This is a genomic window from Kribbella soli (assembly GCF_004331345.1).
Taxonomy (GTDB): domain Bacteria; phylum Actinomycetota; class Actinomycetes; order Propionibacteriales; family Kribbellaceae; genus Kribbella; species Kribbella soli.
Map to the genome: position 1 here is coordinate 146130 of NZ_SJJZ01000005.1, position 25755 is coordinate 171884.

Annotated in this window: 22 protein-coding genes; 15 read left to right on the plus strand and 7 right to left on the minus strand. The window is 68.2% G+C overall.

Annotated elements, in window-relative coordinates:
• Nucleotides 1–241: 241 nt before the first annotated feature.
• Genes E0H45_RS36505 through E0H45_RS36520 form a run of 4 tightly spaced genes read right to left on the minus strand, consistent with a single transcriptional unit; the run spans nt 242 to nt 5916 of the window.
• Nucleotides 242–1129 (minus strand): endonuclease/exonuclease/phosphatase family protein, encoded by an 888-nt coding sequence (locus E0H45_RS36505; RefSeq protein ID WP_131346333.1) that lies wholly within the window; start codon nt 1127–1129, stop codon nt 242–244.
• Complete coding sequence (locus tag E0H45_RS36510; protein WP_238155603.1) at nt 1126–2046, minus strand: hypothetical protein; 921 nt, start codon at nt 2044–2046, stop codon at nt 1126–1128. Before E0H45_RS36510 ends, E0H45_RS36505 begins: the two co-directional genes overlap by 4 nt.
• Nucleotides 2047–2065: 19 nt before the next feature.
• Complete coding sequence (locus E0H45_RS36515) at nt 2066–4873, minus strand: AfsR/SARP family transcriptional regulator (protein WP_131346335.1); 2808 nt, start codon at nt 4871–4873, stop codon at nt 2066–2068.
• Nucleotides 4874–4890: 17 nt separating this feature from the next.
• Nucleotides 4891–5916 carry an adenosine deaminase gene (locus tag E0H45_RS36520; RefSeq protein ID WP_131346337.1) on the minus strand — a complete coding sequence of 342 codons (1026 nt, stop codon included), beginning with the start codon at nt 5914–5916 and terminating at the stop codon, nt 4891–4893.
• Between the two features lie 109 nt (nt 5917–6025).
• Here E0H45_RS36520 and E0H45_RS36525 point away from each other — a divergent pair, with 109 nt between their 5' ends.
• From E0H45_RS36525 to E0H45_RS36585, 13 genes are all read left to right on the plus strand, one after another.
• Nucleotides 6026–6907: an L-threonylcarbamoyladenylate synthase gene (locus E0H45_RS36525; RefSeq protein WP_238155604.1), complete on the plus strand. Its 882-nt coding sequence runs from the start codon at nt 6026–6028 to the stop codon at nt 6905–6907.
• Nucleotides 6907–8025 carry a glycosyltransferase family 4 protein gene (locus E0H45_RS36530; protein WP_130387316.1) on the plus strand — a complete coding sequence of 373 codons (1119 nt, stop codon included), beginning with the start codon at nt 6907–6909 and terminating at the stop codon, nt 8023–8025. Before E0H45_RS36525 ends, E0H45_RS36530 begins: the two co-directional genes overlap by 1 nt.
• A 204-nt stretch (nt 8026–8229) precedes the next feature.
• Nucleotides 8230–8694 (plus strand): Cg1360 family ATP-synthase-associated protein, encoded by a 465-nt coding sequence (locus E0H45_RS36535; protein ID WP_131346339.1) that lies wholly within the window; start codon nt 8230–8232, stop codon nt 8692–8694.
• A 90-nt stretch (nt 8695–8784) separates the two neighbouring features.
• On the plus strand, nt 8785–9000 hold the full coding sequence (locus tag E0H45_RS36540; RefSeq protein ID WP_130387318.1) for an AtpZ/AtpI family protein: 216 nt from the start codon (nt 8785–8787) through the stop codon (nt 8998–9000).
• Nucleotides 9001–9109: 109 nt separating this feature from the next.
• Complete coding sequence (gene atpB / locus E0H45_RS36545; RefSeq protein ID WP_131346341.1) at nt 9110–9892, plus strand: F0F1 ATP synthase subunit A; 783 nt, start codon at nt 9110–9112, stop codon at nt 9890–9892.
• Nucleotides 9893–9986: 94 nt separating this feature from the next.
• Complete coding sequence (gene atpE / locus E0H45_RS36550) at nt 9987–10208, plus strand: ATP synthase F0 subunit C (protein WP_198682801.1); 222 nt, start codon at nt 9987–9989, stop codon at nt 10206–10208.
• 30 nt (nt 10209–10238) lie between these two features.
• Nucleotides 10239–10811 carry a F0F1 ATP synthase subunit B gene (locus tag E0H45_RS36555; RefSeq protein WP_131346343.1) on the plus strand — a complete coding sequence of 191 codons (573 nt, stop codon included), beginning with the start codon at nt 10239–10241 and terminating at the stop codon, nt 10809–10811.
• Nucleotides 10811–11608 (plus strand): F0F1 ATP synthase subunit delta, encoded by a 798-nt coding sequence (locus E0H45_RS36560; RefSeq protein WP_131346345.1) that lies wholly within the window; start codon nt 10811–10813, stop codon nt 11606–11608. The genes E0H45_RS36555 and E0H45_RS36560 overlap by 1 nt, the downstream gene beginning before the upstream one ends.
• 91 nt (nt 11609–11699) lie before the next feature.
• Nucleotides 11700–13337 (plus strand): F0F1 ATP synthase subunit alpha, encoded by a 1638-nt coding sequence (gene atpA, locus E0H45_RS36565; RefSeq protein ID WP_131346347.1) that lies wholly within the window; start codon nt 11700–11702, stop codon nt 13335–13337.
• Nucleotides 13338–13343: 6 nt separating this feature from the next.
• A complete protein-coding gene (locus E0H45_RS36570) occupies nt 13344–14255 on the plus strand; it encodes a F0F1 ATP synthase subunit gamma (protein ID WP_131346349.1) in 912 nt (303 codons plus the stop codon).
• A 5-nt stretch (nt 14256–14260) separates the two neighbouring features.
• Nucleotides 14261–15715 carry a F0F1 ATP synthase subunit beta gene (gene atpD / locus E0H45_RS36575; protein WP_131346351.1) on the plus strand — a complete coding sequence of 485 codons (1455 nt, stop codon included), beginning with the start codon at nt 14261–14263 and terminating at the stop codon, nt 15713–15715.
• Nucleotide 15716: 1 nt separating this feature from the next.
• Entirely contained in the window at nt 15717–16118 is a 402-nt protein-coding gene (locus E0H45_RS36580) for a F0F1 ATP synthase subunit epsilon (RefSeq protein ID WP_131346353.1), read from the plus strand.
• Between the two features lie 100 nt (nt 16119–16218).
• Nucleotides 16219–16650, plus strand: coding sequence for a DUF2550 domain-containing protein (locus E0H45_RS36585; RefSeq protein ID WP_131346355.1), 432 nt, complete (start codon nt 16219–16221; stop codon nt 16648–16650).
• Nucleotide 16651: 1 nt separating this feature from the next.
• Here E0H45_RS36585 and E0H45_RS36590 read toward each other — a convergent pair whose 3' ends face one another.
• Nucleotides 16652–17659, minus strand: coding sequence for an alpha/beta hydrolase (locus E0H45_RS36590; protein WP_238155605.1), 1008 nt, complete (start codon nt 17657–17659; stop codon nt 16652–16654).
• Between the two features lie 276 nt (nt 17660–17935).
• Here E0H45_RS36590 and E0H45_RS36595 point away from each other — a divergent pair, with 276 nt between their 5' ends.
• Both E0H45_RS36595 and E0H45_RS36600 read left to right on the plus strand, forming a co-directional pair.
• The gene (locus E0H45_RS36595) at nt 17936–18922 is read left to right on the plus strand and encodes a TRM11 family SAM-dependent methyltransferase (RefSeq protein WP_131346359.1); all 987 of its coding nucleotides are present in this window, start codon (nt 17936–17938) and stop codon (nt 18920–18922) included.
• A 99-nt stretch (nt 18923–19021) separates the two neighbouring features.
• Entirely contained in the window at nt 19022–21127 is a 2106-nt protein-coding gene (locus E0H45_RS36600; protein ID WP_202872698.1) for a DUF6351 family protein, read from the plus strand.
• Here E0H45_RS36600 and E0H45_RS36605 read toward each other — a convergent pair.
• Nucleotides 21111–23939 (minus strand): glycoside hydrolase family 2 TIM barrel-domain containing protein, encoded by a 2829-nt coding sequence (locus E0H45_RS36605; protein WP_131346361.1) that lies wholly within the window; start codon nt 23937–23939, stop codon nt 21111–21113. The genes E0H45_RS36600 and E0H45_RS36605 overlap by 17 nt on opposite strands.
• A complete protein-coding gene (locus tag E0H45_RS36610) occupies nt 23936–25693 on the minus strand; it encodes a glycoside hydrolase family 127 protein (protein WP_131346363.1) in 1758 nt (585 codons plus the stop codon). The genes E0H45_RS36605 and E0H45_RS36610 overlap by 4 nt, the downstream gene beginning before the upstream one ends.
• Nucleotides 25694–25755: the final 62 nt, after the last annotated feature.

Here is a 25755-nt window from a genome sequence, read left to right on the forward strand (position 1 = left end):
CGCGAGGGGATATCCGACGGTGTTGTGGCTTCTCCGTTGGTGTGCGAGGGGAGAACCCACAACACCAGGGGATATCCGGTCTTCTGCTGGATGACGGCTGGGGGATCGGCATGGCTGCTCGCGGCGGTGGGATGTGCACGCTCGACAGGTAGTGCACCGGTGAGACGGTGTACGCGCGGACACGTTCACGCTCAGGTGCACTACCCGTTCAGTCGACATGTCCTGTCGAGCTGCAGATGTTTCAGCGGGTGATGCCGCGGCGGGCCGCTCCGGGGGCTGAGCGGGCGGGTGGTCTGGTCAGGTCCTGTTCGCGGATGCGGCCGATCGCCGGTGCTTCGGGTTGCCGGCGTGCGAGCCGGCAGACGACCGGGAAGTGATCCGCGCCAGGCACCTGCACGACCTCGATCTCGCGCGCGACCAGATCCGGTGTGGAGAACAGGCGGTCGATCGAGCGACCGTCCGGGGTGGTGACAGGTGGCGGGTCGCCGAACGCGTCGACCAGACCGAGCGTCTCGCCGAAGAACTCCCGCGGGTTCGGCATGTTCAGGTCACCCGCAACGACCGCCTGACTGACACCGCGCGCCGCCAGCTCTTCCTGCAGGTACGCCGTCATCTGCGCACCGAACTCCCGCCCAGGCCCCTCGCGATACGTGTACTCGACCGCTGAGGCGCTCCGGAACATGTGGATCGGACACACCTGCCCGCCCACGATGTCGACCTCACCGAGCGCCCCGAAGTCACCCCTCGCGACCAGAAACCCCTTCGGATGCGGGTCCATCGGCTCACCGGTCCGCCAGTGCAGGAAGTCGATCGATGGGTTCGGCAGGTCGATCCGCTCCAGCTCGGTCAGCGGGTACGTCGACGCGACCCCCACCCCCAGCCGCTCCACGCCAGGGACGTGCGAGTCCGAGAACCCGTGCCGCACGTGGTGCACCTTCCGCCCCGGCATGGCCGCCGCGGTCAGCCGTTCGAGCTGATCGCCGTCCGGGTCCAGCTCGGTCACGATCAGCACATCCGGTTGCAGCCCCGCAAGCGCCTGCCCGAAGTCCGCCGTACGGTCAGCGTCGTCGTATCCGTCCGGGCCGACCAACCGACCGCCGGCGATGTTGGCGAAGGCGATCGAGATCATTCGTAGATCACCAGTTCTGGGCGGGGCTTCAGGGCCAACACCTGCGCGGGGGTCATCAAGGGACCGTGCCGGGTGTCCTCGGTGTAGAAGAGCTTGAAGCCGGCGTGGACCGACGGCGGCAGGGACGTGGTGAGTTTGGTCCACGTCTTGAGCTTGTCGGTGCGCGCGCCGATCCCGTCGACGGACTTGATCGTCACGACTCCGGGATGTGGCTTCAGTGCCTTCTCGCCGGTGACGATCCGCGGCGACAGTTGGTGGAACACGAACACCTTCTCCGGCAGGCCGTTCGCCTGTACCAGCCCCGAGAGGTACGCCGCGATGCTGTCGAGCTCTGCGCCTGTCGTGTGCCCGAACACCCGGCCCGGCACCTGAGTCGGGCCGACCGCCCACTCGGGGTCGAACGCCAGCCCGATATCCGGTTCCTTCAGCCACCGCTCCAGCCGCTTCACCTCGGGCAGGATCTTCGCCCGTCCGGGCTGGATGTCGAGCAGCAACAGCATCTTGTGCTTCCGCGCGACCGTCAGGTACTGCTCGATCTTCGCGTCGTCCAGCTGCCCGCGGTACATCCCGTCCTTGCCACGCGATCCCCTCGCGACAACCGCGATCAGCTCCATCACCGGCAGTGGCGTCCGCCCTGCTGCGTAGGCGCGTGACAGCGTGTCCAGCTTGGCCGCCTTCGCGTCCAGGTCCTTGTCCAACGGCCCGAGTGCGGGTGAGCCCGGCAGTCCGACGTACGCGACCAGCTGGTACTTCGGGAAGATCACTCGCCCACCACGTGGCAGTCCGTCCGGTGCTGGTGGGGGAGTGGGGCTGGAGTGGGCAGTCGTCGGAGGTGGCCCAGCCGGTGCGGGCTTGTCGTCGCTGCAGGCCGCCAGACCCAGCAGTACGACGGCCAGCGCCCCACAGACTTTCCGCACCGCACCAGCCAATCACACCTCACGCGGCAGCGGCGGTCCGCTCCAGTCCACCGGCTGCGCGCAGCACCATCGACTCCGGTCCCTCATCGAGCGCGAGCTCCAGCGCACGCGCAAAATGCGGCCGTGCCTGCGTCGGATCGCCCTTCGCCAGCAGCGTCTCTGCCAGTCGCAGGTACGCGTTCTGCTGCGACTGCTTCGAATCGCTCTCCAACGCCAGCTCCAGCGACCTGCGTCCGACGTCGATCGCCTCGGACCACTGGCGCTGCCGCGCGTACGCCGTACCCAGGAACGCGTACGTATAGATGAGGCTGTAGTCGGCTCCACGCTCCACCCCGAGGTCCCTGGCCGCCGTCAGCGCTCCCACAGCGTCGTCCACCCGGTCCAGCTCGAGCAGGCACTCACCGATCCCGTTCAGCACCTCTCCCCGTACGGCGGGATCACCTAGCTCGAGCGAGTCCTGGTACGCCGACAGCGCCCGAGTGAACTCCCCGCGGTCGCCGTACGTCACCCCGAGGTACGCCAGCACCCGCGACGCGATGCCGACCTCACCAGCTTGCCGAGCGACCTTCAACGCCTCGTCGAGCACGCCGAGCGCCTCGTCGTCGGGATGCAGCTTCGCCAGGCTGTAACCGATCGACGCGAGCAACCGCGCGCGCAACGCCAGGTCCGCGTTCTCCGGCAGCCTGTCGCGTGCGTCCTGCAGCGTTCGCAGACTCGCCTCAGCGCCGCGGCGGTACCGCCCGAGGCTGCCGATCGACAACAGCACCCGTGCCTCCACCGACGCGTCCGGAGCGGCCCGCAGCGCGAGCTCCAGCGCCTCGTCCATCTCGTAGACCCGGCCGCGCTGGAAGAAGCAGGCCGCCACCGCCAGACCGAGCCGCCACGCGTGTTCGGACGCACCACTCGACTCGGCGAACTGGATTGTCGCCAGCACGTTCGCACCCTCTGTATCGATCCACTCCAGTCCGTCGGACGCCGACGTGAACTCAGGCAACCGCACCGGCGCCGGCTCCGGCAGCGGTTGCAGCTGGCTGCTGAAGATCGCCGTACTCGCGGCAGATGTCGCGTAAAGGTAGTAGTCGAGCAAACGCCGTACTGCTTCCGGCTCGGGGTCCAGCGTGCGCGCGTACTGTCGCAGCAGGTCGTGGAACTGGAAACGGCCAGGACGCAGCTGCAGCACGAGATTGGCGTCGACGAGCTGCTCCAGCAGGTCCTCCGCGGCAACCGCGTCCACATCGGCCAGCGCCGCGGCGGCGTACATGTCGACGTCCTGTCCGGTCATGGCACCGAGCAGACGGAACAGGCGCTGCTGGTCCGACGGCAGATGCTCATAGGACAAGGCGAACGCGGGGGAGACACCACCGCTGTCCGTGCTGAGCTCGGCCAGCCGCCTGTCCTCGGCGGCGAGTCGTTTACTCAGGTGCTCGATCGTCCAACTCGGTCGATGCCGCAGCCGCGAACCAGCCACCCGGATCGCCAACGGCAGGCGTCCGCACTGGCTCACCACCCGTGCCGCAGCGGCTGTGTCACCAGCACGGTCCGGTCCGACGATCTCCGCCAGTAGCTCCTGGGCGTCCTCGGGCCGCAGTACGTCGAGCGCCAGCCGAGCAGTCGCGTCCAGACCGGTCAGCTGCCGCCGACTGGTCACCAGCACGCCACACCGCGGGCTCCCCGCCAGCAACGGCCGTACGGCGGCGCTGTCGGGTGCATTGTCGAGTACTACGAGGATGCGCCGGCCTGCCAGCTCAGAACGCCACAGCGCGGCCCGCTCCTCGAGGTCAGCAGGGATGCGGTCCGCCGGCACGGACAGCGTGCGCAGCAAGCGATCCAGGGCCTGCAGCGCCGACACCGGCTCGTTGCCGGGCGTGTAGCCGTGCAGATCGATGAAGAGCCGCCCGTCCGGGTACACGTCCGCCAGCTGACGTGCAGCGCGTACAGCGAGCGCAGTCTTGCCAACACCCGCCATACCGTCGATTGCAACGACCGCAGGCCCTGGAGTGCGCAGTGCGGCGACCACCTGGGTCAGTACGTCGTCACGGCCGACGAACGCCGCCCCGTCGTACGGCAGCTCGTCGCGGAGCACCGGACGGGCAACCGGCTCGTCGTTGCGCAGAATGCGTTCGTGGATCGCCCGGAGCGCCGGACCGGGCTCCACACCGAGCTGTTCGACCAGCTCCGCCCGTGTCCGGGTGTAGGTGTCGAGCGCTTCGGAACTCCGGCCGCTGCGCCAGTACGCCAGCATGAGCTGTCCGGCGAACTGCTCACGCAGGCGATCAGCCTCGACCAGCGCGATGAGCTCCGGCACCAGGTCGCCGTACCGGCCGCGCTCCAGGTCGAGGTCGATCCGCTCCGCCAGCACCTTCAGCCGGCGCTCCGTCAGCCGGTGCCGCTCGACACCGACGTAGTGACCGGGCAGGCCGCCCAACGGCTCACCCTTGAACAACGCAAGGGCTTCCGACAGGTTCGCCGCCGCTTCGTCGAGGTCGTCGGTCGCATGCGCGGCGCTGATGAGCTGCTCGAACCTGGTCAGGTCGAGCGCGTCCGGAGCGATCCGCAGGCTGTACCCGTCCCGCGAGCTGACCAGCACGTCCTTGGGCAGCAACTGCCGCAACCGATAGGCGTACGTCGGAACGATCCGGGTCCCGCTGCTCGGTGGCGCGTCGTTCCACACCAGCTCGACCAACTCGTCGGCCGGCACCACCTGGTTCGGACGGAGCGCCAGCACAGCCAGGAAGGCCTGCTGGCGCAGCGGTCCGAGCTCCAGCCTGCGGTCGCCCGACCAGCCGCGCAGAGGACCGAGCAGGTCGAGCCGCAGGTCCTCTGTCACGGAAGACAGTCTGTCAGCTACACCGCGTTCTCACCTAGGTAGGTGTCGATCTCGGACAGCAGAGCCGACTTGACCGAGTCCTCGGCGAACGACACCCGGACAGCGGTCTTGGCCAGCTCGCCCACACCGGCCTCGTCCAGGTCGAGCAGCCGCGCCGCGACGGCGTACTCGTTGGTGAGGTCCGTCCCGAACATCGGCGGATCGTCGGAGTTGATCGTGACGACCAGGCCGGCGTCGACCATCGCTCGCAGCGGGTGGACGTCGTAAGACGTGACCGCGCGGGTGGCGATGTTGGACGTCGGGCTGACCTCCAGCGGGATCCGGTGCTCGCCGAGGTACTCGACCAGAGCCGGGTCCTGCATCGTCGACGTACCGTGGCCGATCCGCTCCGCCTTCAGCACCCGGACCGCGTCCCAGATCGTCTGCGGGCCGGTCGTCTCGCCCGCGTGCGGGACGCTGTGCAGCCCGGCCGCGACCGCCGCCTCGAAGTGCGGCTGGAACTGCGGCCGCGGTACGCCGATCTCCGGCCCGCCGAGCCCGAACCCGACCAGGCCCTCCGGCCGGATCTTGGTCGCGATCCGCAACGTCTCGTCGGCGGCCGGGAGCCCTGCCTCACCGGAGATGTCGAAGATCCACCGCAGTACCAGGCCGAACTCCTTCTCGGCCGCGACCCGCGCGTCCTCGATCGCCTCGCAGAACGCCTCGGGGGCGATCCCGCGGACCACCGACGTGTACGGCGTGACGGTCAGCTCGGCGTACCGCAGGTTCTGCTGCTCGGCCATCTCGCGGGCGATCTCGTAGGTCAGCAGCCGGACGTCCTCGGGCGTCTTGATCAGCTCGACGACCGACAGGTAGATGTCGATGAAGTGGGCGAAGTCGCTGAACTTGAAGTACTCGGTCAGCGCGGCCGGGTCGGCCGGCACCGGCGATCCGGGGTGCCGGGCGGCGAGCTCGGCGACGATCCGCGGCGACGCGGACCCGACGTGGTGGACATGCAACTCGGCCTTCGGCAACCCGGCAAGGAACTCACGCGACACAGTCATGCCGGGGATCTTAAAGAGAACTGCGCCCGTTCGGTTGGAAAGCTGACAATCGTTTGTCAGTAACGACCCGGTTAGGGCCGGGGCCTGCGTGAGTGGCACGATTCACTCCGTGAGTGAGCGCTTCGACTTCACCGGGGACGAACTGGCACCGGCGTACCGCGCAGCGGTGGACGCCATCGAGGCCGGCGACCTGGTCGTGCTGCCGACCGACACCGTGTACGGGCTTGCCGCCGACGCCTTCAAGGCCGACGCTGTCCAGCGGCTGCTGGACGCCAAGGGGCGTGGTCGGGACATGCCGCCGCCGGTGCTGATCTCGGTGGTGGAGTCGCTCGACGCGCTCGCCACCGACATCCCGGACAACGGCCGCAAGCTCTGCGAGGAGTTCTGGCCGGGGCCGCTGACCGTCATCTGCCACGCGCAGACGTCGCTGATGTGGGACCTGGGGGAGACCCAGGGCACCGTCGCGCTCCGCGTGCCGGACCACGAGAACACCCGCGAACTGCTGTCGCGGACCGGACCGCTCGCGGTCAGCTCCGCGAACAAGTCCGGGCAGCCGGCGGCGCTGGACGTGTACGACGCCGAGGAGCAGCTGGGCGAGTCGGTCGCGGTGTATCTCGACGGCGGCGAGGCGACCGGAGGACAGCCGTCCACCATCGTCGACCTCACCGGCGACACCCCCCGCGTGATCCGCGTCGGCGCCCTCACCGTCGAACAACTCCGCGCAGTAGTCCCCGAGGTCGCCGCCGAATCCGACGAGAAGGCGGACGAGACGCCCGACGAGAAGGCGGACGAGAAGTCGGACGACGAAAAGCTGGCCGAGGAAAAGCCGGCCGAAGACAAGCCGGCCGAAGACAAGCCGGCCGAAGACAAGCCCGCGGATGAGAAGCCCGCCGAGGACAAGCCGGCGGATGCGGAGCCAACTGAGGAGTCGGTTGTGGCGTCCAAGGAGGACGAGGCAAAGACCGATCCCGATGTGAGGCCTGCGGACTAGTGCGCGAGTACCTGCTGGTCCTGTTCGTGGCGATGGCCACGACCTTCCTGCTGACCGGCGTGGCCCGGCAGATCGCGCTGCGGTACGGCGCGGTCGCGAAGGTCCGGGCCCGGGACGTGCACAAGGTCCCGATCCCGTACTTCGGCGGCCTGTCCATCCTCGGCGGCCTGATCGCCGGCTTCGCGGTCGCGTCGAGCCTGCCGTTCCTCGGCAACAGCCTGCAGGTCGCGCACGACGCCCGGGCGATCCTGGTCGGCGGCGTGGTGATCTGCGCGGTCGGCGTGGTCGACGACCTGTACGAGCTGGACGCGATCACCAAGCTGGCCGGCGAGGTCCTCGCGGTCGGCGTACTCGTTGTCCAAGGCATCCAGTTGTACTGGCTCCCGCTGCCCGGCGGCGTGATCTCGCCGTCGCCCGCGCAGTTGGCCGTCCTGACCGCGGGCATCCTGCTGGTGTCCTGTAACGCGGTGAACTTCGTCGACGGCCTGGACGGTCTCGCGGCCGGCGTCACCGCGATCGGCGCGACCGCGTTCTTCGTCTACTCGTACCTGCTGAACGTCCACGAGAACCTCGACCGCGCCACCACCTCCACCCTGATCACGGTCGCGCTGGCCGGCGCCTGCCTCGGCTTCCTGCCGCACAACTTCTTTCCCGCAAGGGTTTTCATGGGCGACTCCGGCGCCCTGCTGATCGGCCTGATGCTGGCCGCGTCGACGATCAGCCTGACCGGCCAGATGGACCCGAACGCGGTCCCGTACGAGGTCGGCGGCTCCAGCCTGCTGCCCGCACTGCTCCCGCTCGTGCTGCCGATCGCCATCCTCGCGATCCCCGCGCTGGACCTGACGATGGCCTACGTCCGCCGTACCAAGGCCGGCCGCTCACCGTTCGCCGCGGACAAGCAGCACCTGCACCACCGCCTGATGCAACGCGGCCACTCGCACCGCCGGGCCGTCCTGCTGATGTACCTGTGGACCGCCTTGATCGCGTACGGCGTGGTGGTGCTCGGCCTCGTCCTCACCTGGTGGACCGCCCTCGTCGTCCTGGCCGTCGCGGTCACCGCGGTCCTGCTCACGACCGGTCTCCCGAGACGGTCCGGGAAACCGCTCGCCAAAGTCTGAGTCCCCGCTGAGAGGGACCAGACCACTCGCCTGTGTGGCCTACCGATAAGGTGTGGCTGTACAGCGGCAGGGACCTCGTTTTGCTGACCATGCAGACTTTGTGCTAGTTTTCACAAGCACCAGCAAAGAACAGCGACACCCCTGACCCCGCCCACCCGACGAGCTGGCCGCGAGACCAGCACGCCAGCAGGACGGAACCACCAGATGGCTCCTTCGGCCCACAGCCCGAAAATCGCCGGACAAGCGACCAAGCACCCGGCGTTGGTGATGTTGCGTGGCGCTCTGGTCGCCGCGTTGGTCGTCGGCGTGAATGCCGCCGCCGTGTCCACTGTTGCCGCCGGAGTTCCCGGCCTCCTGGGTGCGCTGCTGGGACTGCTGACGGTCGTCGTGTTCTCCGGCGCCGGTCTGCTCGCGCTGCACCTTTCGCGCAAGACTTCCCCGACCATGCAGCTCGCCGTCGCGATGGCGTCGTACACCGGCCGGATCGCGATCTTCGGCGGTCTGCTCGCGCTCGCGCTGAACTCGGACGGCCTTGCCAGGCACGTGAATCTGACCGTGCTCGGCCTGGTTGCCATGGTCGTCGTGATGGGCTGGATGGCCGGCGAGATCTGGGCCTGGTCCCGGCTCCGGGTGCCGATCTACGACCTCGACAAGGAGGTGACGGCGTGAGCACCGTGGGTAATGATTCCCCTGTTGTGGTGGAGATTACGGGGCCCGATGTGACCGCTTCTGTCGCCAACTGGTACGTTTCGGGTGCCAATGAGCGAGCATCAGGATCCGAAGCCATCACCCCCGAATTCGGGCGACGGCTGGCGGGTCCTGTCCTACTTGATCGGCGGTGTCCTGGTCTACGGGGGCATCGGCTTCGGGCTGGATCGCCTCTTCGGCACCGAATTCTTGCTTCCGGTGGGCATCGTCCTCGGTGCCGGGCTCACCATCTTGATGTTGCACTTCCGGTACGGGTCGCGGTCCTGACTTCGGATCTGATCCCTACCGGGTCTGACGTTGTTGACCGCCATGCCCTGAGCCGCCCTGCCCCTGACTTCCAGGCGTCCGACTTGAGCACGACGCGAGAGGAGACCCGGTGACCGCCGGCGTTCCGACCGAGTTCATCCCACCCGGTCCACAGAACTTCGAGACCCCTCCGATCATCCACGGTGTCGACTGGTTCACCAAGCCCGTGCTGGTGTCCGCGCTGTCCGTCGTGGTGATCATCTGGTTCTTCTGGGGTGCGTCCCGCAAGGCCGCGATCGTGCCGAGCAAACTGCAGTTCGCCGGCGAGCTCGGCTACAACTTCGTCCGGAACTCCATCGCCCGGGACGCGATCGGCAGCGCGGACTACATGAGGTTCGTGCCGTACCTGACCGGCCTGTTCTTCTTCATCCTGCTGAACAACATCGCCGCGACGATTCCGCTGATCCAGTTCCCGACGTTCAGCCACATCGGCTGGGCCTACGTGGCCGCGATCATGAGCTGGGTCATCTACAACGCGGTCGGGATCCGGAAGAAGGGCCTCTGGGGCTACTTCAAGCACCAGACCATGCCGGCCGGTGTGCCCGTGTGGCTGATGCCGCTGATGATCCCGATCGAGTTCATCTCGAACATCCTGGTCCGGCCGATCTCGCTGAGCCTGCGGTTGTTCGCGAACATGTTCGCCGGTCACATCCTGCTGCTGGTGTTCGTGCTCGGCGGCGAGTACATGGTCTTCGAGTCCGGCAGCATCGCGATCGGCGGTGTCGGCATCATCACCTTCCTGATGGCGCTGGCGATCGCCGGGCTGGAGCTGTTCGTCCAGGCCATCCAGGCCTACATCTTCGTCGTCCTCACCGCGCAGTACATCGGCAGCGCGATCGCCGACGAGCACTGATCCGCACCACCCCGCAGTACCCCTAGACCGGTAGTAACGGAATCCCGGATAGCCGCTATCCGTACTGAAAGGAAACACCGCAATGGTGAGCAACATGGCTCTCGCAATCACCGGTGACATCGCCGTTCTGGGCTATGGCCTCGCTGCCATCGGCCCGGGTGTTGGCGTCGGCCTGATCTTCGCCGCCGTGATCAACGGCACGGCGCGTCAGCCCGAGGCTCAGAGCAAGCTGCAGTCGATCGCGTGGATCGGCTTCGGCGTCACCGAGGTGCTCGCGATCATCGGTATCGCCCTCGCCTTCGTGTTCAAGGGCTGACCCCTTCCCCCTGACTGACAGGACCCAGACATGCTGACGTTAGTTCTGCCGCTGACAGAGGCCGCGGACGAGGCGCCGAGCCCGCTGCTGCCGCACACGGCTGAGATCATCTTCGGTTTCGTCTTCCTGGTCCTCTTGGCCATCGCCTTCGCCAAGGTCGTCGTACCGAAGTTCGAGAAGGCGTACGCCGATCGGACCGCGGCGATCGAAGGCGGGATGAACGAGGCCAAGGCGGCCCAGGCCGAGGCGAAGGCGGCTTTGGAGAAGTACAACGCGCAGCTGGCCGAGGCCCGGCAGGAAGCTGCGAAGATCCGCGAGGACGCCCGCGAGCAGGGTGCCCAGATCATCGCGGAGATGCGCGAGCAGGCGAACGCCGAGGCCGAGCGGATCGTCACGCACGCCCGCGCGCAGATCGACGCCGAGCGGACGCAGGCGGTTGCCTCGCTGCGCGGTGAGGTCGGCACGATGGCGACCACCCTGGCCGGCCGGATCGTCGGCGAGTCGCTCGAGGACGAGGCCCGGCAGCGCCGGACCGTCGAGCGGTTCCTGGCCGAGCTGGAAGAGTCGGAGTCCGCTCGTCAGGCTGTCGGAACGGACGGCTGATGCGCGGCGCGTCGAACGAGTCACTCGCCCGGGCCGAGGAGGCCCTGGCGGGTGCGACCCCGGCCGAGGGCCTGGGTGGCGAGCTGTTCTCGATCGCCAAGCTGCTGGACGGCAGCGGCGCGCTCCGGCGCGCCCTGACCGACCCGGCGCGGCCGGCCGAGACCAAGTCCGCACTGGCCGGGCAGCTGTTCGGCGGCAAGATCTCCCCCCAGGCGTTGGAGATCCTGACCGTCGCGGTGTCCGGTCGCTGGGTCAGCGGCCGGGACCTGGGTAACGCCCTGGACCAGCTGAGTGTCGAGGCCGAGGTGGCCTACGCCGACACCCGGCGGAAGCTGGACGAGGTCGAGGACGAGCTGTTCCGGCTGGACCGGGTGGTCGCCGCCGAGCGCGCCCTGGCCGAGAAGCTGGGCGACCGGCGCATCCCGGCCGAGGCCCGGCAGGAGCTGATCCGCGGACTGCTGCAGGGCAAGGCCGACGCCACCACGGTGCGGCTGGCCGAGCGGGCTGTGGACGGCCGGGGCCGTGGGTTCGCGGCGTCGATGCGGTCCTATCAGGTCGCCGCGGCGGCCCGGCGGAACGCCAGCATCGCGACGGTGCGGGTGGCCACGGACCTGACCGAGGCGGAGCGCACCCGGCTCGCGACGGCGCTCGGACGGCAGTACGGCCGGGACATCCAGCTGAACGTGATCGTCGACCCCAACGTGGTCGGCGGCGTCCGGGTGGACATCGGCGACGAAGTGATCGACGGAACCATCGCGGCCAGGCTCGACGACGCGCAACGGCGCATCGCGGGCTGAACCCCCTTAACGACATACAGCGGCGCTAAGGGTCGGGAAAGCCTCTTAGAGCCACAACAGGCCAGCAAGGGTCAAGGAAGCAGGAAACACAATGGCTGAGCTCACGATCAGGCCGGAGGAGATCCGGGACGCCCTGGATCGGTTCGTCACCGAGTACCAACCGGCCGACACCGCCGCCGAAGAGGTCGGCACCGTGGTCGACGCGGGTGACGGCATCGCGCACGTCGAGGGTCTGCCCTCGGTGATGACCAACGAGCTGCTCGAGTTCGAGGACGGCACCCGGGGTATCGCGCTGAACCTCGACGTCCGCGACATCGGTGTCGTCGTCCTCGGTGAGTTCGACGGGATCGAGGAGGGCCAGCAGGTCCGCCGTACCGGTCAGGTGCTGTCGGTGCCGGTCGGCGAGGGCTACCTCGGCCGGGTCGTCGACCCGCTGGGCAAGCCGATCGACGGCCTCGGCGAGATCCAGGGCCTCGAGGGCGACCGCGCGCTCGAGATCCAGGCCGCCGGCGTGATGCAGCGCCAGGAGGTCCGCGAGCCGCTGCAGACCGGTATCAAGGCGATCGACGGCATGATCCCGATCGGCCGTGGCCAGCGCGAGCTGATCATCGGCGACCGCAAGACCGGTAAGACGGCGATCGCGGTCGACACGATCATCAACCAGAAGGCGAACTGGGAGTCCGGCGACCCGAAGAAGCAGGTCCGCTGCATCTACGTCGCCATCGGCCAGAAGGGCTCGACGATTGCGTCGGTCCGCGGTGCGCTCGAAGAGGCCGGCGCGATGGAGTACACCACCATCGTCGCCTCCCCGGCGTCCGACCCGGCCGGCTTCAAGTACGTCGCGCCGTACACCGGCTCGACGATCGGCCAGCACTGGATGTACCAGGGCAAGCACGTCCTGATCGTCTTCGACGACCTGACCAAGCAGGCCGAGGCCTACCGCTCGATGTCGCTGCTGCTGCGCCGCCCGCCGGGCCGCGAGGCGTACCCGGGTGACGTCTTCTACCTGCACAGCCGTCTGCTCGAGCGCTGCGCGAAGCTGTCGAACGAGCTCGGCGCCGGCTCGATGACCGGTCTGCCGATCATCGAGACCAAGGCCAACGACGTGTCGGCGTTCATCCCGACCAACGTCATCTCGATCACCGACGGCCAGATCTTCCTGCAGTCCGACCTGTTCAACGCCAACATCCGGCCGGCCATCGACGTCGGTATCTCGGTGTCCCGGGTCGGTGGCGCCGCGCAGGTCAAGGGCATGAAGAACGTGTCCGGCTCGCTGAAGATCGACCTGGCGCAGTTCCGCGCGATGGAGGCCTTCGCGATGTTCGCGTCCGACCTGGACGCCACCTCGCGGCGCCAGCTCGACCGCGGTCAGCGCCTGGTGCAGCTGCTCCGTCAGCCGCAGTACTCGCCGTACCCGGTCGAGGACCAGATCGTCTCCATCTGGGCCGGTACCAAGGGCCACTTCGACGACGTACCGGTGAACGACGTGCTCCGCTTCGAGCGGGACTTCCTGGACTACCTGCGCCGCGAGGGCAAGGTGCTCGACGCGATCCGTGAGTCCGGGCTGTTCGGCGACGACGAGGCACAGGCCGTCACGGACGCGCTGAAGGCGTTCAAGCCGACGTTCCAGACCTCCGAGGGCACGCTGCTCGGCACCGAGGCGGAAGCCGAGGCGATGGACGAGGGCGACGTGGAGCAGGAGCAGATCGTCCGGCAGAAGCGGGGCTGATCGACCGTGCCAGCCAATCTGCGGGAGCTTCGCGATCGCAAGGCCTCGGTCTCGACGATCAAGAAGCTCACCCGGGCGATGGAGCTCATCGCGGCGTCCCGGATCGTCAAGGCGCAGCAGCGCGCCCAGGCGGCCGGTCCGTACGCGCGTGAGCTCACCCGCGCCGTGTCGGCGGTGGCGACGTTCTCGAACGTCGACCACCCGCTGACCACCGAGAAGGAGAACCCGCGCCGTGCCGCGGTCCTGCTGATCACCTCCGACCGCGGTCAGGCCGGTGCGTACTCGGCCAACGTGATCCGCGAAGGGGAGCGGCTGAACCAGCTGCTCCGCGAGGACGAGAAGCAGATCGTTCCGTACGTCAGCGGCCGCAAGGGCATCGCGTACTACACGTTCCGGCAGCGCGAGATCGCGCAGTCGTGGGCCGGTGACTCCGACAACCCGAGCTTCGCCCGGGCCCGGGAGATCGCCGACGCGCTGATCGAGGCCTTCCTGACCCCGACCGACGAGGGCGGCGTGGACGAGATCCACATCGTCTTCACCCGGTTCGTGTCGATGCTCACCCAGCGCGCGGACGTGATCCGTCTGCTGCCGCTGGAGGTCGTCGAGGGCGAGGAAGCCCCGGCCGCCGACGACGTACTGCCGCTGTACGAGTTCGAGCCGTCGGCCGAAGAGGTGCTCGACGGACTGCTGCCGAAGTACGTCGCCAGCCGGATCCACTACTGCATGCTGCAGGCGGCGGCGTCGGAGCTGGCCAACCGCCAGCGGGCGATGAAGTCGGCGACGGACAACGCGCAGGACCTGATCGAGAAGCTCACGCGGGACCTGAACCAGGCCCGCCAGGCCCAAATTACCCAGGAAATCAGCGAGATCGTCGGCGGCGCGAGCGCGCTGGCCGACGCGAACGCCGGGAGCGAGTGAGAGAGATGACTGCCACGGTTACCGAGAAGAACAACGAGGCGGGTGCCACCGGCATCGGTCGCGTCGCCCGGGTGATCGGCCCGGTCGTCGACGTCGAGTTCCCAGCGGACGCGATGCCGGACATGTACAACGCGCTCGAGGTGGACATCACCCTGGGCGACGACACCCAGACGATCACCCTCGAGGTTGCGCTGCACGTCGGCGACAACATCGTCCGGGCGATCTCGATGAAGCCGACCGACGGCCTGGTCCGCGGCGCCGAGGTGCGCGACACCGGCGCGGCGATCTCCGTGCCGGTCGGCGACGTCACCAAGGGCCGGGTCTGGTCCGTGACCGGCAAGTGCCTGAACCAGGACGAGTCCGAGTTCGAGATCACCGAGCGCTGGCCGATCCACCGCAAGGCGCCGGCCTTCGACCAGCTCGAGTCGAAGACCGAGATGCTGGAGACCGGCATCAAGGTGCTCGACCTGCTCACGCCGTACGTGCAGGGTGGAAAGATCGGCCTGTTCGGCGGTGCGGGTGTCGGCAAGACCGTTCTGATCCAGGAGATGATCTACCGGATCGCCCACAACTTCGGTGGTACGTCGGTGTTCGCCGGCGTCGGGGAGCGGACCCGTGAGGGCAACGACCTGATCACCGAGATGGACGAGGCGGGCGTCTTCAAGGACACCGCGCTGGTGTTCGGCCAGATGGACGAGCCGCCGGGCACCCGGCTGCGCGTCGCCCTGTCGGCCCTCACGATGGCGGAGTACTTCCGCGACGTGAAGGAGCAGGACGTGCTGCTCTTCATCGACAACATCTTCCGGTTCACCCAGGCCGGTTCCGAGGTCTCCACGCTGCTCGGCCGGATGCCGTCGGCCGTGGGGTACCAGCCGAACCTGGCCGACGAGATGGGCGTGCTGCAGGAGCGGATCACGTCGACCCGGGGTCACTCGATCACCTCGATGCAGGCGATCTACGTGCCCGCGGACGACTACACCGACCCGGCGCCGGCGACCACGTTCGCCCACCTCGACGCGACCACCGAGCTCTCCCGTGACATCGCGTCGCGTGGTCTGTACCCGGCCGTCGACCCGCTGACCTCGACGTCGCGGATCCTCGACCCGCAGTACATCGGCCAGGAGCACTACGACGTGGCCGTCCGGGTGAAGCAGATCCTGCAGAAGAACAAGGAACTGCAGGACATCATCGCCATCCTCGGTGTCGACGAGCTCTCCGAAGAGGACAAGATCACCGTCGCGCGGGCGCGCCGGATCGAGCAGTTCCTCTCGCAGAACACCTACATGGCGGAGAAGTTCACCAACATCAAGGGCTCCACCGTGCCGCTGAAGGACACCGTCGAGTCCTTCAAGAAGATCGCCGACGGCGAGTGCGACCACATCGCCGAGCAGGCGTTCTTCAACGTCGGTTCGCTCGACGACGTCGAGCGCAAGTGGGCCGAGCTGCAGAAGGAAAACTGACATGGCCGATGATTCCGCGAAGCACCTCGAGGTAGCCCTCGTCGCGGCGGAGCGGACGGTCTGGCAGGGGCAGGCGAGGATCGTCATCGCCCGCACCACCGACGGTGACGTCGGTATCCTGCCCGGCCACGCGCCGTTGCTGGGCCTGCTGCAGGGCGGCACCGTCCAGGTGCGGACCGTCGACGACGAGTACTTCGTCGCGGCCGCGCCGGACGGGTTCATCTCGGTGGCGAACGACCGGGTCTCGATCCTGGCCGAGAACGCCGAGATGGGTCACGACATCGACCTCGAAGAGGCGCGTCGCGAGCTCGATCAGGCGATGGCGGCCGGCCTGGCCGACGCCGACGCCGACGAGGTACGACTCGCCGAGGCCAGGGTTCGGGCCGCCGAGCAGACGTCCTGACCCGACCTGCCATAATCAAATATCGTCACTTGGCAGTACGGTTCTCCGGGGTGCCCGGGGCAGTACCGAACACGGGCACCGGAAATGGGGTCGGCAAGGTATGAGGGTAGTCCTCGATGTCGTCGGGGTCTGTCTGCTTGCCGCCGTACTGTTCATCGCTCTTGTCGCGTTCCGCCGTCGCTGGTTGTCCAGGGACGGCGGAACTTTTGATTGCAGCCTGCAGCTCGCGCAGAAGGAACACGGCCGCGGCTGGGCCCTCGGCCTGGCCCGCTACGTCGGCGACGACCTGCAGTGGTTCCGCGTCTTCAGCCTCGCCTGGTGGCCGAAACTCGTCGTCAACCGCCGCCAGCTCGAAGGCATCACCACCCGCCGCCCGATGGGCAACGAGCCCCTGGTCACGTACGCCGGTCACGTCATCGTCGACGCCGACCTCCGCGACCGCACCGTCCACTTCGCCATGACCGAAGAAGCCCTCACCGGCGTCCTGGCCTGGATGGAATCCGCTCCACCGAGCACCCAGACCTACCTCTAGGTCATCGGACGCCCAAGGCCTGGAGCAGCATCGGCAAGGAGGCGTGCAGTTCGCGCTGCCAGTAGGCCCAGCCGTGCGTCCCCGGTCCGTAGAAGTTGGTCGTCAGGTGCTTCGCACCGACCTGCTCCAGTTGGGCAGCGAGAGCATGGTTCTGGCGGTTGAAGTCGGCCTCCAGTGCGTCCGTCTTTCCGGGCGGGTCGAACGGTCCGGCGGTGCCGTCGCCGCAGGAGAGGTAGACCGGCAGCGACTTGAGCCGGTGCGCCAGGTAGTACGGGTCGTGTGCCTCCCAGATCCGGCGCTGTGCGACCGGGTCTCCCCAGACCCGGAGCGGGTCGTTGCCCTGCCCGGCGAAGAATCCCATGATCCGGTTGATCGACTCGTCGTTCAGCAGTGGATGGGCCGAGCCGGAGTACGCCGCGGTCGCGCGGAACATGCCGGGATGACGGGCGGCGTACAACAGGGCTCCCTGGCCGCCCATCGAGAGGCCGGCTACGACGCGGTTCGAGCTTGCACCCCAGTCGTGTTCCAGCAGGTGCGCGAGTTCGACGGTGTGGAACGTCTCCCACGCCGGATCCCCGCCGGCGCCGTGGTTCCACCAGTTGCTGTACCAGCCGTTCCAGCCGGCCTCGGGCATCACGACGAGGACCTTGCGCAGGCTCGGGATCTTCGCGATGTCCGTGCCGGTCCACGACGTGTAGTCCCCGCAGCAGCCGTGCAGCAGCCAGAACGTCGGCCAGTGCTGACGGCGGTCGGCCGGATTCCAGCCGTCCGGCGTGAGCAGGCGGACGTTGACGGTGCGGCCGCCCAGTGCCTGGGACCGCACGGTCAGGTCGGTCAGCCGGTCGGCGACCTGCCTGACCGCGACGACCTCGGCACTCTGTGGCGCGCTTTGGACGGTCGCCGTGGTCTGTGGGGTTGCCGCCTGCGCGGGTGCGAGGGGTGAGACTCCGAGGAACACGGCGGCGACGAGGAGCGCGCGCCGACCGATCCAGGACAGCTTCGTGTTCACGAGCAACCTCCGGGGCGGGGGGACAGCTGAAGTTGAAAGCATTCAGGGCGGTTACTCAAGACGGCGTCCGGTTCCGTCGATCGGTGGTCCGTGATCTGCGGCGAACGGTCGGGAAATTCGATGGGCCTGGCGTCCGCTGCGTGCCATCATCTCCGTCCATGGAGACATACTTCTTCCGCGTGGGCTAGCTTCCGCTGGCCTGTTCGAGGTTTCCCGCGGTCAGCGATGCGGGAGTGACCAGTTGGTTGTTCCCGGGTGCTATCCGGGAGATTCTCCATGCAGTTGGTGCTGGTGCGGACCGTCACGGGGTTGGAATGGTTGGCGGCCGAGGAACTGACCGTCGCCGGGCATCGGGTGGTCGAGGTCGGCAAGCGACAGGTTGTCGTCGAGCCCGCGTCCGAGTCGATCACCGAGTCGCCACCACGGTTGGCGGACGACTTGTTCGTCGTGTACGCCGCGATTGCGGATCCGGGCCGTACGAAGGCAGCGCTCGCCGGGGCGGCCGATGCCCTTCGGCGGGTAGTGGAGCCGCCGCGTGATCGCAGCAACTTCGCGGTGTCGGCGTCGTTCCAAGGCGTGCGGAACTTCAATCGCTACGACGTCGAGGACCTGGTGGGGGAGCAGCTGGCTCGCCTGACAGGCGGCCGGTACTACTCGCGACGGCACGGCGTCGCGCCACCAGACGAGCGCTCCGAATGGCGCGTCGTACTGGACGGAAAGACGTTGTGGGTCGCCCGGCGCCCGTACGCCGTACCACTGCATCGCCGAACGTGGCGCCAGCAGACGGTACGAGGAAGCCTGCACCCACCGGTAGCCGCCGCAATGGCCCGCCTCGCGGAGCTCGCCCCCGCCCACCAGGTAGTCGACCCATTCTGCGGAGCCGGCACCCTCCTCCTCGAAGCACACCTCCTCGAGCCGCAGGCGGAGTACGTCGGCCTGGACCATGACCCGGTCGCGATCGCCGCAGCCAGGGCAAACGCTGCCGGCAGACGGATGGAGTGGAGGTGCGCAGACACCCGCGGGCTCACGACCGGTGCGGACCGCATCATCACGAACCCGCCGTGGAACAGGCAGGTCCAGATCGGCGACCTCGCGCCGTACCTCCGGGCCTGGAGACAGGTGCTCGACGGGCGGCTTGTCGCGATCCTCACCCCGGAGCAGGCAACCCGACTGGACCGCGGCTGGCGGGTTCAGGCGCGGTACGACGTCACCGTCGCGGGTCGGCACCCTGTCGTCGTCGTCGCGGAGGTGTCGCGCGGTTGATATCGGTTTGTATGTAACACATTCACCGAACCCGGGTATAAACAAGCACATGCTTTTCGGTGTCTGCGAGGTTGTTGCCGCCTGAGCCTTGGAGGACCTGTGACGCGTTCCCGACCGGTTCGTCTGATCGTCGCGCTGCTTGCCTGTGCGCTCGTACTTCCCGCGGTTCCGGCGTTGGCGTCGCGGGAGGTGAAGCTGGAGATCTTGTCCGGCCGGGCGGACAAGGTGACCGGTGGCGATGCGCTCGTGCACGTCGCCGTACCGGATGCGGACGAGCCTGTTCAGGTGACGCTGAACGGCAAGGACGTGTCGTCGGTGTTCACCGCTGACGGCACCGGTCTGACCGGACTGGTCGGGAACCTTCGGCTCGGCTCGAACCTCCTCCGTGCCGAGACGGAAGGACGCCGTACGACGCTGGAGGTGCAGAACTATCCGCGGCAGGGGCCGGTGTTCTCGGGGCCGCACGAGCAGCCGTTCCTGTGTGAGACGGCGAAGTTCACGATCCCGGTGATCGGTGGGACGCTCGGCGCTCCGCTGGACGCCGACTGCACCGTCGCGCCGCGGGTCGACTACTTCTACCGGACCACCGCAGGCCCGTTCGTGAAGTGGCCGGCCGGCGCCACGTCGTACCCGGCGGATCTCGCGAAGACGGACTCTGGTGATCCGTTCATCGTGCGGATGGAGACCGGGAGCACGAACCGGGCCGTCGTCCAGACCAGCATGCTGCACGACCCGTTGCGGGAGGCCGCGCCGACCCCGACGCGGCGTTCGCACAGCTGGAACGGCCGGGCGATCTTCACGCTCGGTGGTGGATGTGCCGGTGGCTGGTACCGGTCGGGTACGACGACCGGTGGGGTGACGGACGCGTTCCTGCTCGGACGTGGGTACGCGCTGATGTCGTCGTCGCTGAACGTGTTCGGCCAGAACTGCAACGACCTGACCGCGGCCGAGTCCGCGATGATGACGAAGGAACTGTTCGTCGAGCACTACGGACGCCCGGACTTCACGGTCGGCTTCGGGTGCTCCGGCGGCTCGTACCAGGCACATCAGATCACCGACAACTACCCGGACATCTTCGACGGCATCATCGTCGGCTGCTCGTTCCCGGAGGTCGGTTTCGGCACGGTCTCGTTCATCAGCGACTCGTGGCTGCTCGACTCGTACTTCACCAAGTCGACGGTGCCGTGGACGCAGGAGCAGAAGCGTCAGGTGGCCGGTTTCCAGACGTACGCGACGCTGCCGAGTATGGCGGTGAGTGCGGGCCGGATCGACCCGCGGCTCAACTGTTCCCACCTTCCGGCGGAGCAGCGCTACGACCCGGCGACGAATCCACGCGGCGCCCGCTGCGACGTCTTCGACCACACGATCAACGCGTACGGCACCGATCCGTCCACCGGGTTCTCGCGCCGGCCGCTCGACAACGTCGGCGTGCAGTACGGGCTGAAGGTGCTGAGGTCCGGGGTGATCACGCCGGCCCAGTTCCTCGACCTGAACGAGCGGGTCGGCGGGTTCGACGCGGATGCCAACCTGGTGCCGTCCCGGACCGTGGCGGATCCGCAGGCCACACGTACGGCGTACCGGACCGGGCGGCTGACGAACGGCGGGGGCGGGCTGAAGGACGTGCCGATCATCGACTACCGGGCGTACTACGACACCCAGTCGTACGGCGACATCCACGTCCGGTATCACACCTTCTCGATGCGCGCCCGGCTGCAGAAGGCGAACGGTACGGCGGCCAACCAGGTGAGTCTGCTCGAGGACGCGACGTACGGACTGTTCAGCACCGCCAGCCCGCTGCTGCAGCACGCGGTCGACGAGATGGATCGTTGGCTGACGCAACTGACCGCGGACAGTACGTCGCGGCCGCGGATCGACAAGATCGTGGCGGCGCGGCCTTCCGGACTCGTCGAAGGGTGCCGTGCTCCGGAGGGGTTCGTCGCGCAGCCATTGAACCGCGATCCGGCGTCGCGCTGCGAGAAGCTGTTCCCTTCCGCATCGTTCCCGCGTGAGGTGGCGGGGGCCGGGGTGGCGGTGGACGTGATCAAGTGCAAGCTGCGTGAGCCGGTCCGGTCGCAGTACCCGGGGTTCACCGACGCGCAGTGGAACAAGCTGCTGACGATCTTCCCCGGCGGGGTGTGCGACTGGTCGAAGCCGGGGATCGGACAGCAGCCGTTGGCCGGGACGTGGATCAGCTTCCCAAGCTGAACCTGAAGGTGTGCTTCTGCGGTTGCAGGTCGTGCGGCGGCAGGATCGGTGCGCCGCTCGTCGGACTTCCGAGCCCGTGCTGCAGGGCATCCAGTGTGATCCAGACCCGGTCGCTCGCGTGCAGGTCCGCTGGGTGCTCGGCGGCGGCCAGGTCGGCTGTCGTCCAGCGGCGTACCGTGAGCGCGAAGTGTGGATCGCCGGTCAGCCGGAGCTTGCCGGCCGACCCGGAGAGCTCGGCCCAGCGGACGTCGCCGCGGGCGCCGTTCTCCTGGGGGTACAGGTACGGGACCTGGAAGTCGTCGATCGTGCTTGTGTAGCGGCCGATCCGCGCTGCCGAGCGGGAGTCCGGGTAGGCCTGCCCTGGCCCCAACCCGAACCACGTCAGGTCGTGAAAGCTCGCCGGCACTCCGAACGTCACGCCGAGCCGAGCCCACGGGACCATCCACGCACCCAACGGCTCCACGTCAACGTCCGCCGTCAGCCGGCCGCCGCCGGTTCGCCACGTGTACGTCGTCAGCACTCGAGCATCCGTCGCCGCGGCTCCCACCATCGTCACGACGGTCAGCTCATCACCTGAGGCCTCGACGGACACGGTCCGGTACCGGAGCCGATCCAGCCCGGCATTCGCCCACCGCGTCTTCCGATCGAGCGTTGTGGCATCCCACGTCCGAGCGTCATGCTGCGTAGGCGCCCGCCACAGCTCCAGCGGAACATGGTCGATCGCCCACCCGTCGAGCCCGATCAATCGCCCGGTCCGCCGATCGAACCGCCCCGGTCCCACGACCACATGCTCACCACGATTCGTGAGCTGGGAGGTGGTTGGCGTGGAGGGGTGGGCCGGTGCGAGCTGGGACTGGGTGAAGGCGACCTCGTGGCCGGCCGGTGCCCAGGGGTTGTCGTCGGTGAGTACGGCGCGGATTGTCAGCCAGCGTTCGCGGTTCTGGAGCGCGGGGAGCTCGGGAAGTTGTACGGTCGCCGACTGGCCGGCCGCGATCACCGGGAAGGCGAGGGGGCCGCGGGCAACTACCTCGCCCTCGTCAGCGGCCTCCCAGTGGAGAGACAGGTTGGAGGTGTCGAGTACGTCGTACCTGTTGGTGATCGTGAGGACGTCGCCGGCGACGGACAGCCGGACCGGCTCGTAGACCTTGTGGACCTCCGCGAGCACCGGCTGCGGGGTCAGGTCGGGGAAGACCAGGCCGTCGAGCACGTACGTACCGTCGTGCAGTTCCTCGCCGAAGTCGCCGCCGTACCCGTAGGAACCGTCCGCTCGCAGGATGCCGTGCTCCATCCACTCCCAGAGGAACCCGCCCTGGCAGCGTTCGTAGGTGTCGAAGAGCGCCTCGTACTCCGGCAACCCGCCAGGACCGTTGCCTCCGGCATGCGAATACTCACACAGCACGAAAGGCATGGCACGTCGGCGCGCATCCAGCGCCGGATCCTCCAAGGGCTTCTCGGCACGCTTCCCGATCGCCTCGACCTCGGCGTGGGACGCGTACATGCGGCTGTACACATCCACGTCGGCACACGTCAGGTCACCCTCGTAGTGCAACGGCCGCGACGGATCCCGGTCCCGCGTCCATGCCGCCATCGCGGTCAGGTTCGACCCGACGCCGGCCTCGTTGCCCAGCGACCACATCACCACGCACGGGTGGTTCTTGTCCCGCTCGACTGTCCGCCGCATCCGATCCAGCGACGCGTCCAGGAACCGCGGATCATCGGCCGGGTTCCCCTGCCAGTCGAGCAGCATGAACCCGTGCGACTCGTAGTCGCACTCGTCCATCACCCAGAACCCGAGCTCGTCGCACAACTCCAGCAGGCGGGTGTCCGGCGGGTAGTGACTGGTCCGGATCGCGTTGATGTTGTGCTGCTTCATCACCAGCAGCTCCGCACGCAACCGTTCCTCGGGTACGGCGCGACCGAACACGGGATCGTGCTCGTGCCGGTTCACCCCGTGGAACAGGATCCGCCGCCCGTTGACCCGCAGTACGCCGTCGACGATCTCCACCGTCCGGAACCCGATCCGCAGGTCCACACGCTCACCCGGCAGCTCGACGACCGCGTCGTACAACCGCGGTACCTCGGCCGACCACGGCTCGACGCCCGGAATCGTCACCGTCTCCCCGCACGGCACCACCACGTCCAGCGCCGGGATCCGCACCACCGCACCCGGCGCCGACTCGACGCGGAGCACGCCGGAGCCGTCCCTGTAGTCGGCGTGCACGAAGACGTCGGCGTCCACCGGCCGGGCGATCAGCGTGACGTCCCGGAAGAGTCCCGGCAGCCACCACATGTCCTGGTCCTCGAGGTACGAACCGGACGACCACTGATGCACGCGCACGGCCAACACGTTCCGTCCCGGCCGCAGTACGCCGCCGACCGCGAACTCGGCCGGCAGGCGCGACCCTCGCGTCACCCCGAGCTCGACCCCGTTCAGCCAGACCCGCGCGCACGAGTCCACCCCGTCGAACCGCAGTACCGTCGAACCGCTCCACGACTCCGGGAGCTCGAAGGACAACCGATGGTCGCCGGTCGGGTTCTCGTCCGGCACGTACGGCGGGTCGACCGGGAACGGATACTTCTGGTTCGTGTACGCCGGACTCCCGTGCCCGTGCATCGGCCATGACGACGGCACGGGCAACCAGGCCCAGTCCGAGTCATCGAAGTCCACGTCCTCGAACCCGGCCTCGACCACTGACGGCGACAGCCGGAACCTCCACTGCCCATTCAGACTCAACCGAGGGGCATCCGACCGCACAGCCGCCCGCGGCGGCAGCACGCCGTACCCAGGACCCGGATCTTCCCAGTAGTTCACGCGTCCTCCCGGATCCACACGGTCATCGGCCCGACTTCCCGGTTCGCCCAGGCGTAGTAGGGGATCGCGGTCAGCGTGCCGTCGCGCGTCGGTACGTCGACCGTCGTCACACCGCCGAGCAGGTCCGGCTGCTCGCGCTCGATCAGCTCGCCCGCCACCACGGCCGTCGAGTCGAGTACGACGTCTGCGTCCTGCTGCTCGAAGCAGTACACCAACGGGCCGCGCTCGATCGCGACGCAGCCACGTACCGAGTCGATCCGCTCGTCAGGCGCCGTACGGCGGGCCGCGACCGGCAACTCCAGCACGACCTCGTCACCCACCTCCCACACCCGCCGCAGCGGTCCCTCGAACCCGTTGACCGTCAGCCGATGACTGTCTGCCCATGCCGGGATCCGCAGACCGAGAGTCCACGGCGTGTCCGGCGTCGAGGTGATCCGCACCCGGACGGTCCCGTGCCACGGATACTCGGTCTCGACCTCGAAGCCGATCGGACCGACGTTCACCGACGCCGGCGCGTACAGCTGTACCTGCACCCCGTCGTCGTCGGAGGTCGCGACCAACTGATCCAGTGACGACAGCGTGCGCATCACGTTCGGCGGACAGCACGCCGTACCGAACCACGGCTGCCGCCCACCCACCGCGGACCGCTGATCGTCGGCGAAGGCGTTGTTCCGCACCTTCAACGTGTTCACGTAGAAGAACCGGTCACCGGCGAGTGACACACCGGAGACCACCGCGTTGTAGAGCGTCCGCTCGATCAGGTCGGCGTACTTGCTCTCACCTGTTGCCAGCAGCAGTCGCCAGCTCCACTGCACGCTCGCGATCGCCGCGCAGGTCTCGCAGTACGCCGCATCCGGCGGCAGCTCGAACGGGTCGCCGAACGCCTCGCCGTACCACCTCGCTCCGACGCCACCGGTCAGGTATGTCTGGCTCTCGACCATGGTCGCCCACGTCGCCTGCAACGCGTCGAGCAGCTCGTCGTCGCCGGTCTCCACTGCGACGTCGGTCGCGCCGGACGCGAGGTAGAGCGCCCGGACCGCGTGCCCGGCGATCGTGCGGACCTCACGCACCGGCAAGTGATCCTGGAAGTACGCCGGACCGTGGTGACCCGGGGGAGTGAGCAGCCCGCGCCCACGCGCCTCGACGAAGTACGACGCCAGCTCGAGGTACGCCGCCGTACCGGTCTCGCGGTAGAGGTCGACGAGCGCCATCTCGATCAGCGGATGCCCGTCGACGCCTTCCAGCCGTCCGGGGCCGAACGTCTTGCACAGGTGATCGGCGAACCGGCTCGCCACGTCGAGCAAGGTGCGATCGCCGGTCGCCCGGACCTGCGCCACGGCTGCCTGCAGCAGATGCCCCGCGCAGTACAGCTCGTGTCCCTTCTCGAGGTCGCCGTACCGTTGCCCGTCGAGTGCGAGCCGCGTGTAGGTGTTGAGGTACCCGTCGGGGTCCTGCGCGGCGGCGACCAGCGCACTCGCAGTGGACTGTCGGTCGGCGAGGTCGGCGGACGGCTCGCGGGCCTGCTCCCACGCGACGGCCTCGAGCCACTTGTAGACGTCGGTGTCGGCGAACAACTTCCCGGCGAAGCCACTGGTCTGCTCGTCCGCGGCCCGGCGGAAGTTGCGGAGCGTGCCGACCTCCTCGAGGCGCTGTGCCGCGGCCGGGATGGTCGTCTCCCGGTTGATCTGCTGCCGGTTCAACCAGAACCCGCCGCTGAGTTTCGTGCTGCCGAGGGGGAGGGGGCGCAAAGGCATGGTGGCAAGGTAACCACCGTCGCGGACGTCCAGGCAAGAGTTCGTGCAAACGATTGCGGGCA

Bases quoted from the DNA above. Each gene is read 5' to 3' on its own strand.
- E0H45_RS36540 (WP_130387318.1), top strand. From the start codon at position 8,785: ATGAGCGAGCATCAGGATCCGAAGCCATCACCCCCGAATTCGGGCGAC.
- E0H45_RS36595 (WP_131346359.1), top strand. From the start codon at position 17,936: ATGCAGTTGGTGCTGGTGCGGACCGTCACGGGGTTGGAATGGTTGGCG.
- atpE (WP_198682801.1), top strand. From the start codon at position 9,987: ATGGCTCTCGCAATCACCGGTGACATCGCCGTTCTGGGCTATGGCCTC.
- E0H45_RS36555 (WP_131346343.1), top strand. From the start codon at position 10,239: ATGCTGACGTTAGTTCTGCCGCTGACAGAGGCCGCGGACGAGGCGCCG.
- atpD (WP_131346351.1), top strand. From the start codon at position 14,261: ATGACTGCCACGGTTACCGAGAAGAACAACGAGGCGGGTGCCACCGGC.
- E0H45_RS36585 (WP_131346355.1), top strand. From the start codon at position 16,219: ATGAGGGTAGTCCTCGATGTCGTCGGGGTCTGTCTGCTTGCCGCCGTA.
- E0H45_RS36520 (WP_131346337.1), bottom strand. From the start codon at position 5,916: ATGACTGTGTCGCGTGAGTTCCTTGCCGGGTTGCCGAAGGCCGAGTTG.
- E0H45_RS36560 (WP_131346345.1), top strand. From the start codon at position 10,811: ATGCGCGGCGCGTCGAACGAGTCACTCGCCCGGGCCGAGGAGGCCCTG.
- E0H45_RS36580 (WP_131346353.1), top strand. From the start codon at position 15,717: ATGGCCGATGATTCCGCGAAGCACCTCGAGGTAGCCCTCGTCGCGGCG.
- E0H45_RS36535 (WP_131346339.1), top strand. From the start codon at position 8,230: ATGGCTCCTTCGGCCCACAGCCCGAAAATCGCCGGACAAGCGACCAAG.
- E0H45_RS36610 (WP_131346363.1), bottom strand. From the start codon at position 25,693: ATGCCTTTGCGCCCCCTCCCCCTCGGCAGCACGAAACTCAGCGGCGGG.
- E0H45_RS36505 (WP_131346333.1), bottom strand. From the start codon at position 1,129: ATGATCTCGATCGCCTTCGCCAACATCGCCGGCGGTCGGTTGGTCGGC.
- atpA (WP_131346347.1), top strand. From the start codon at position 11,700: ATGGCTGAGCTCACGATCAGGCCGGAGGAGATCCGGGACGCCCTGGAT.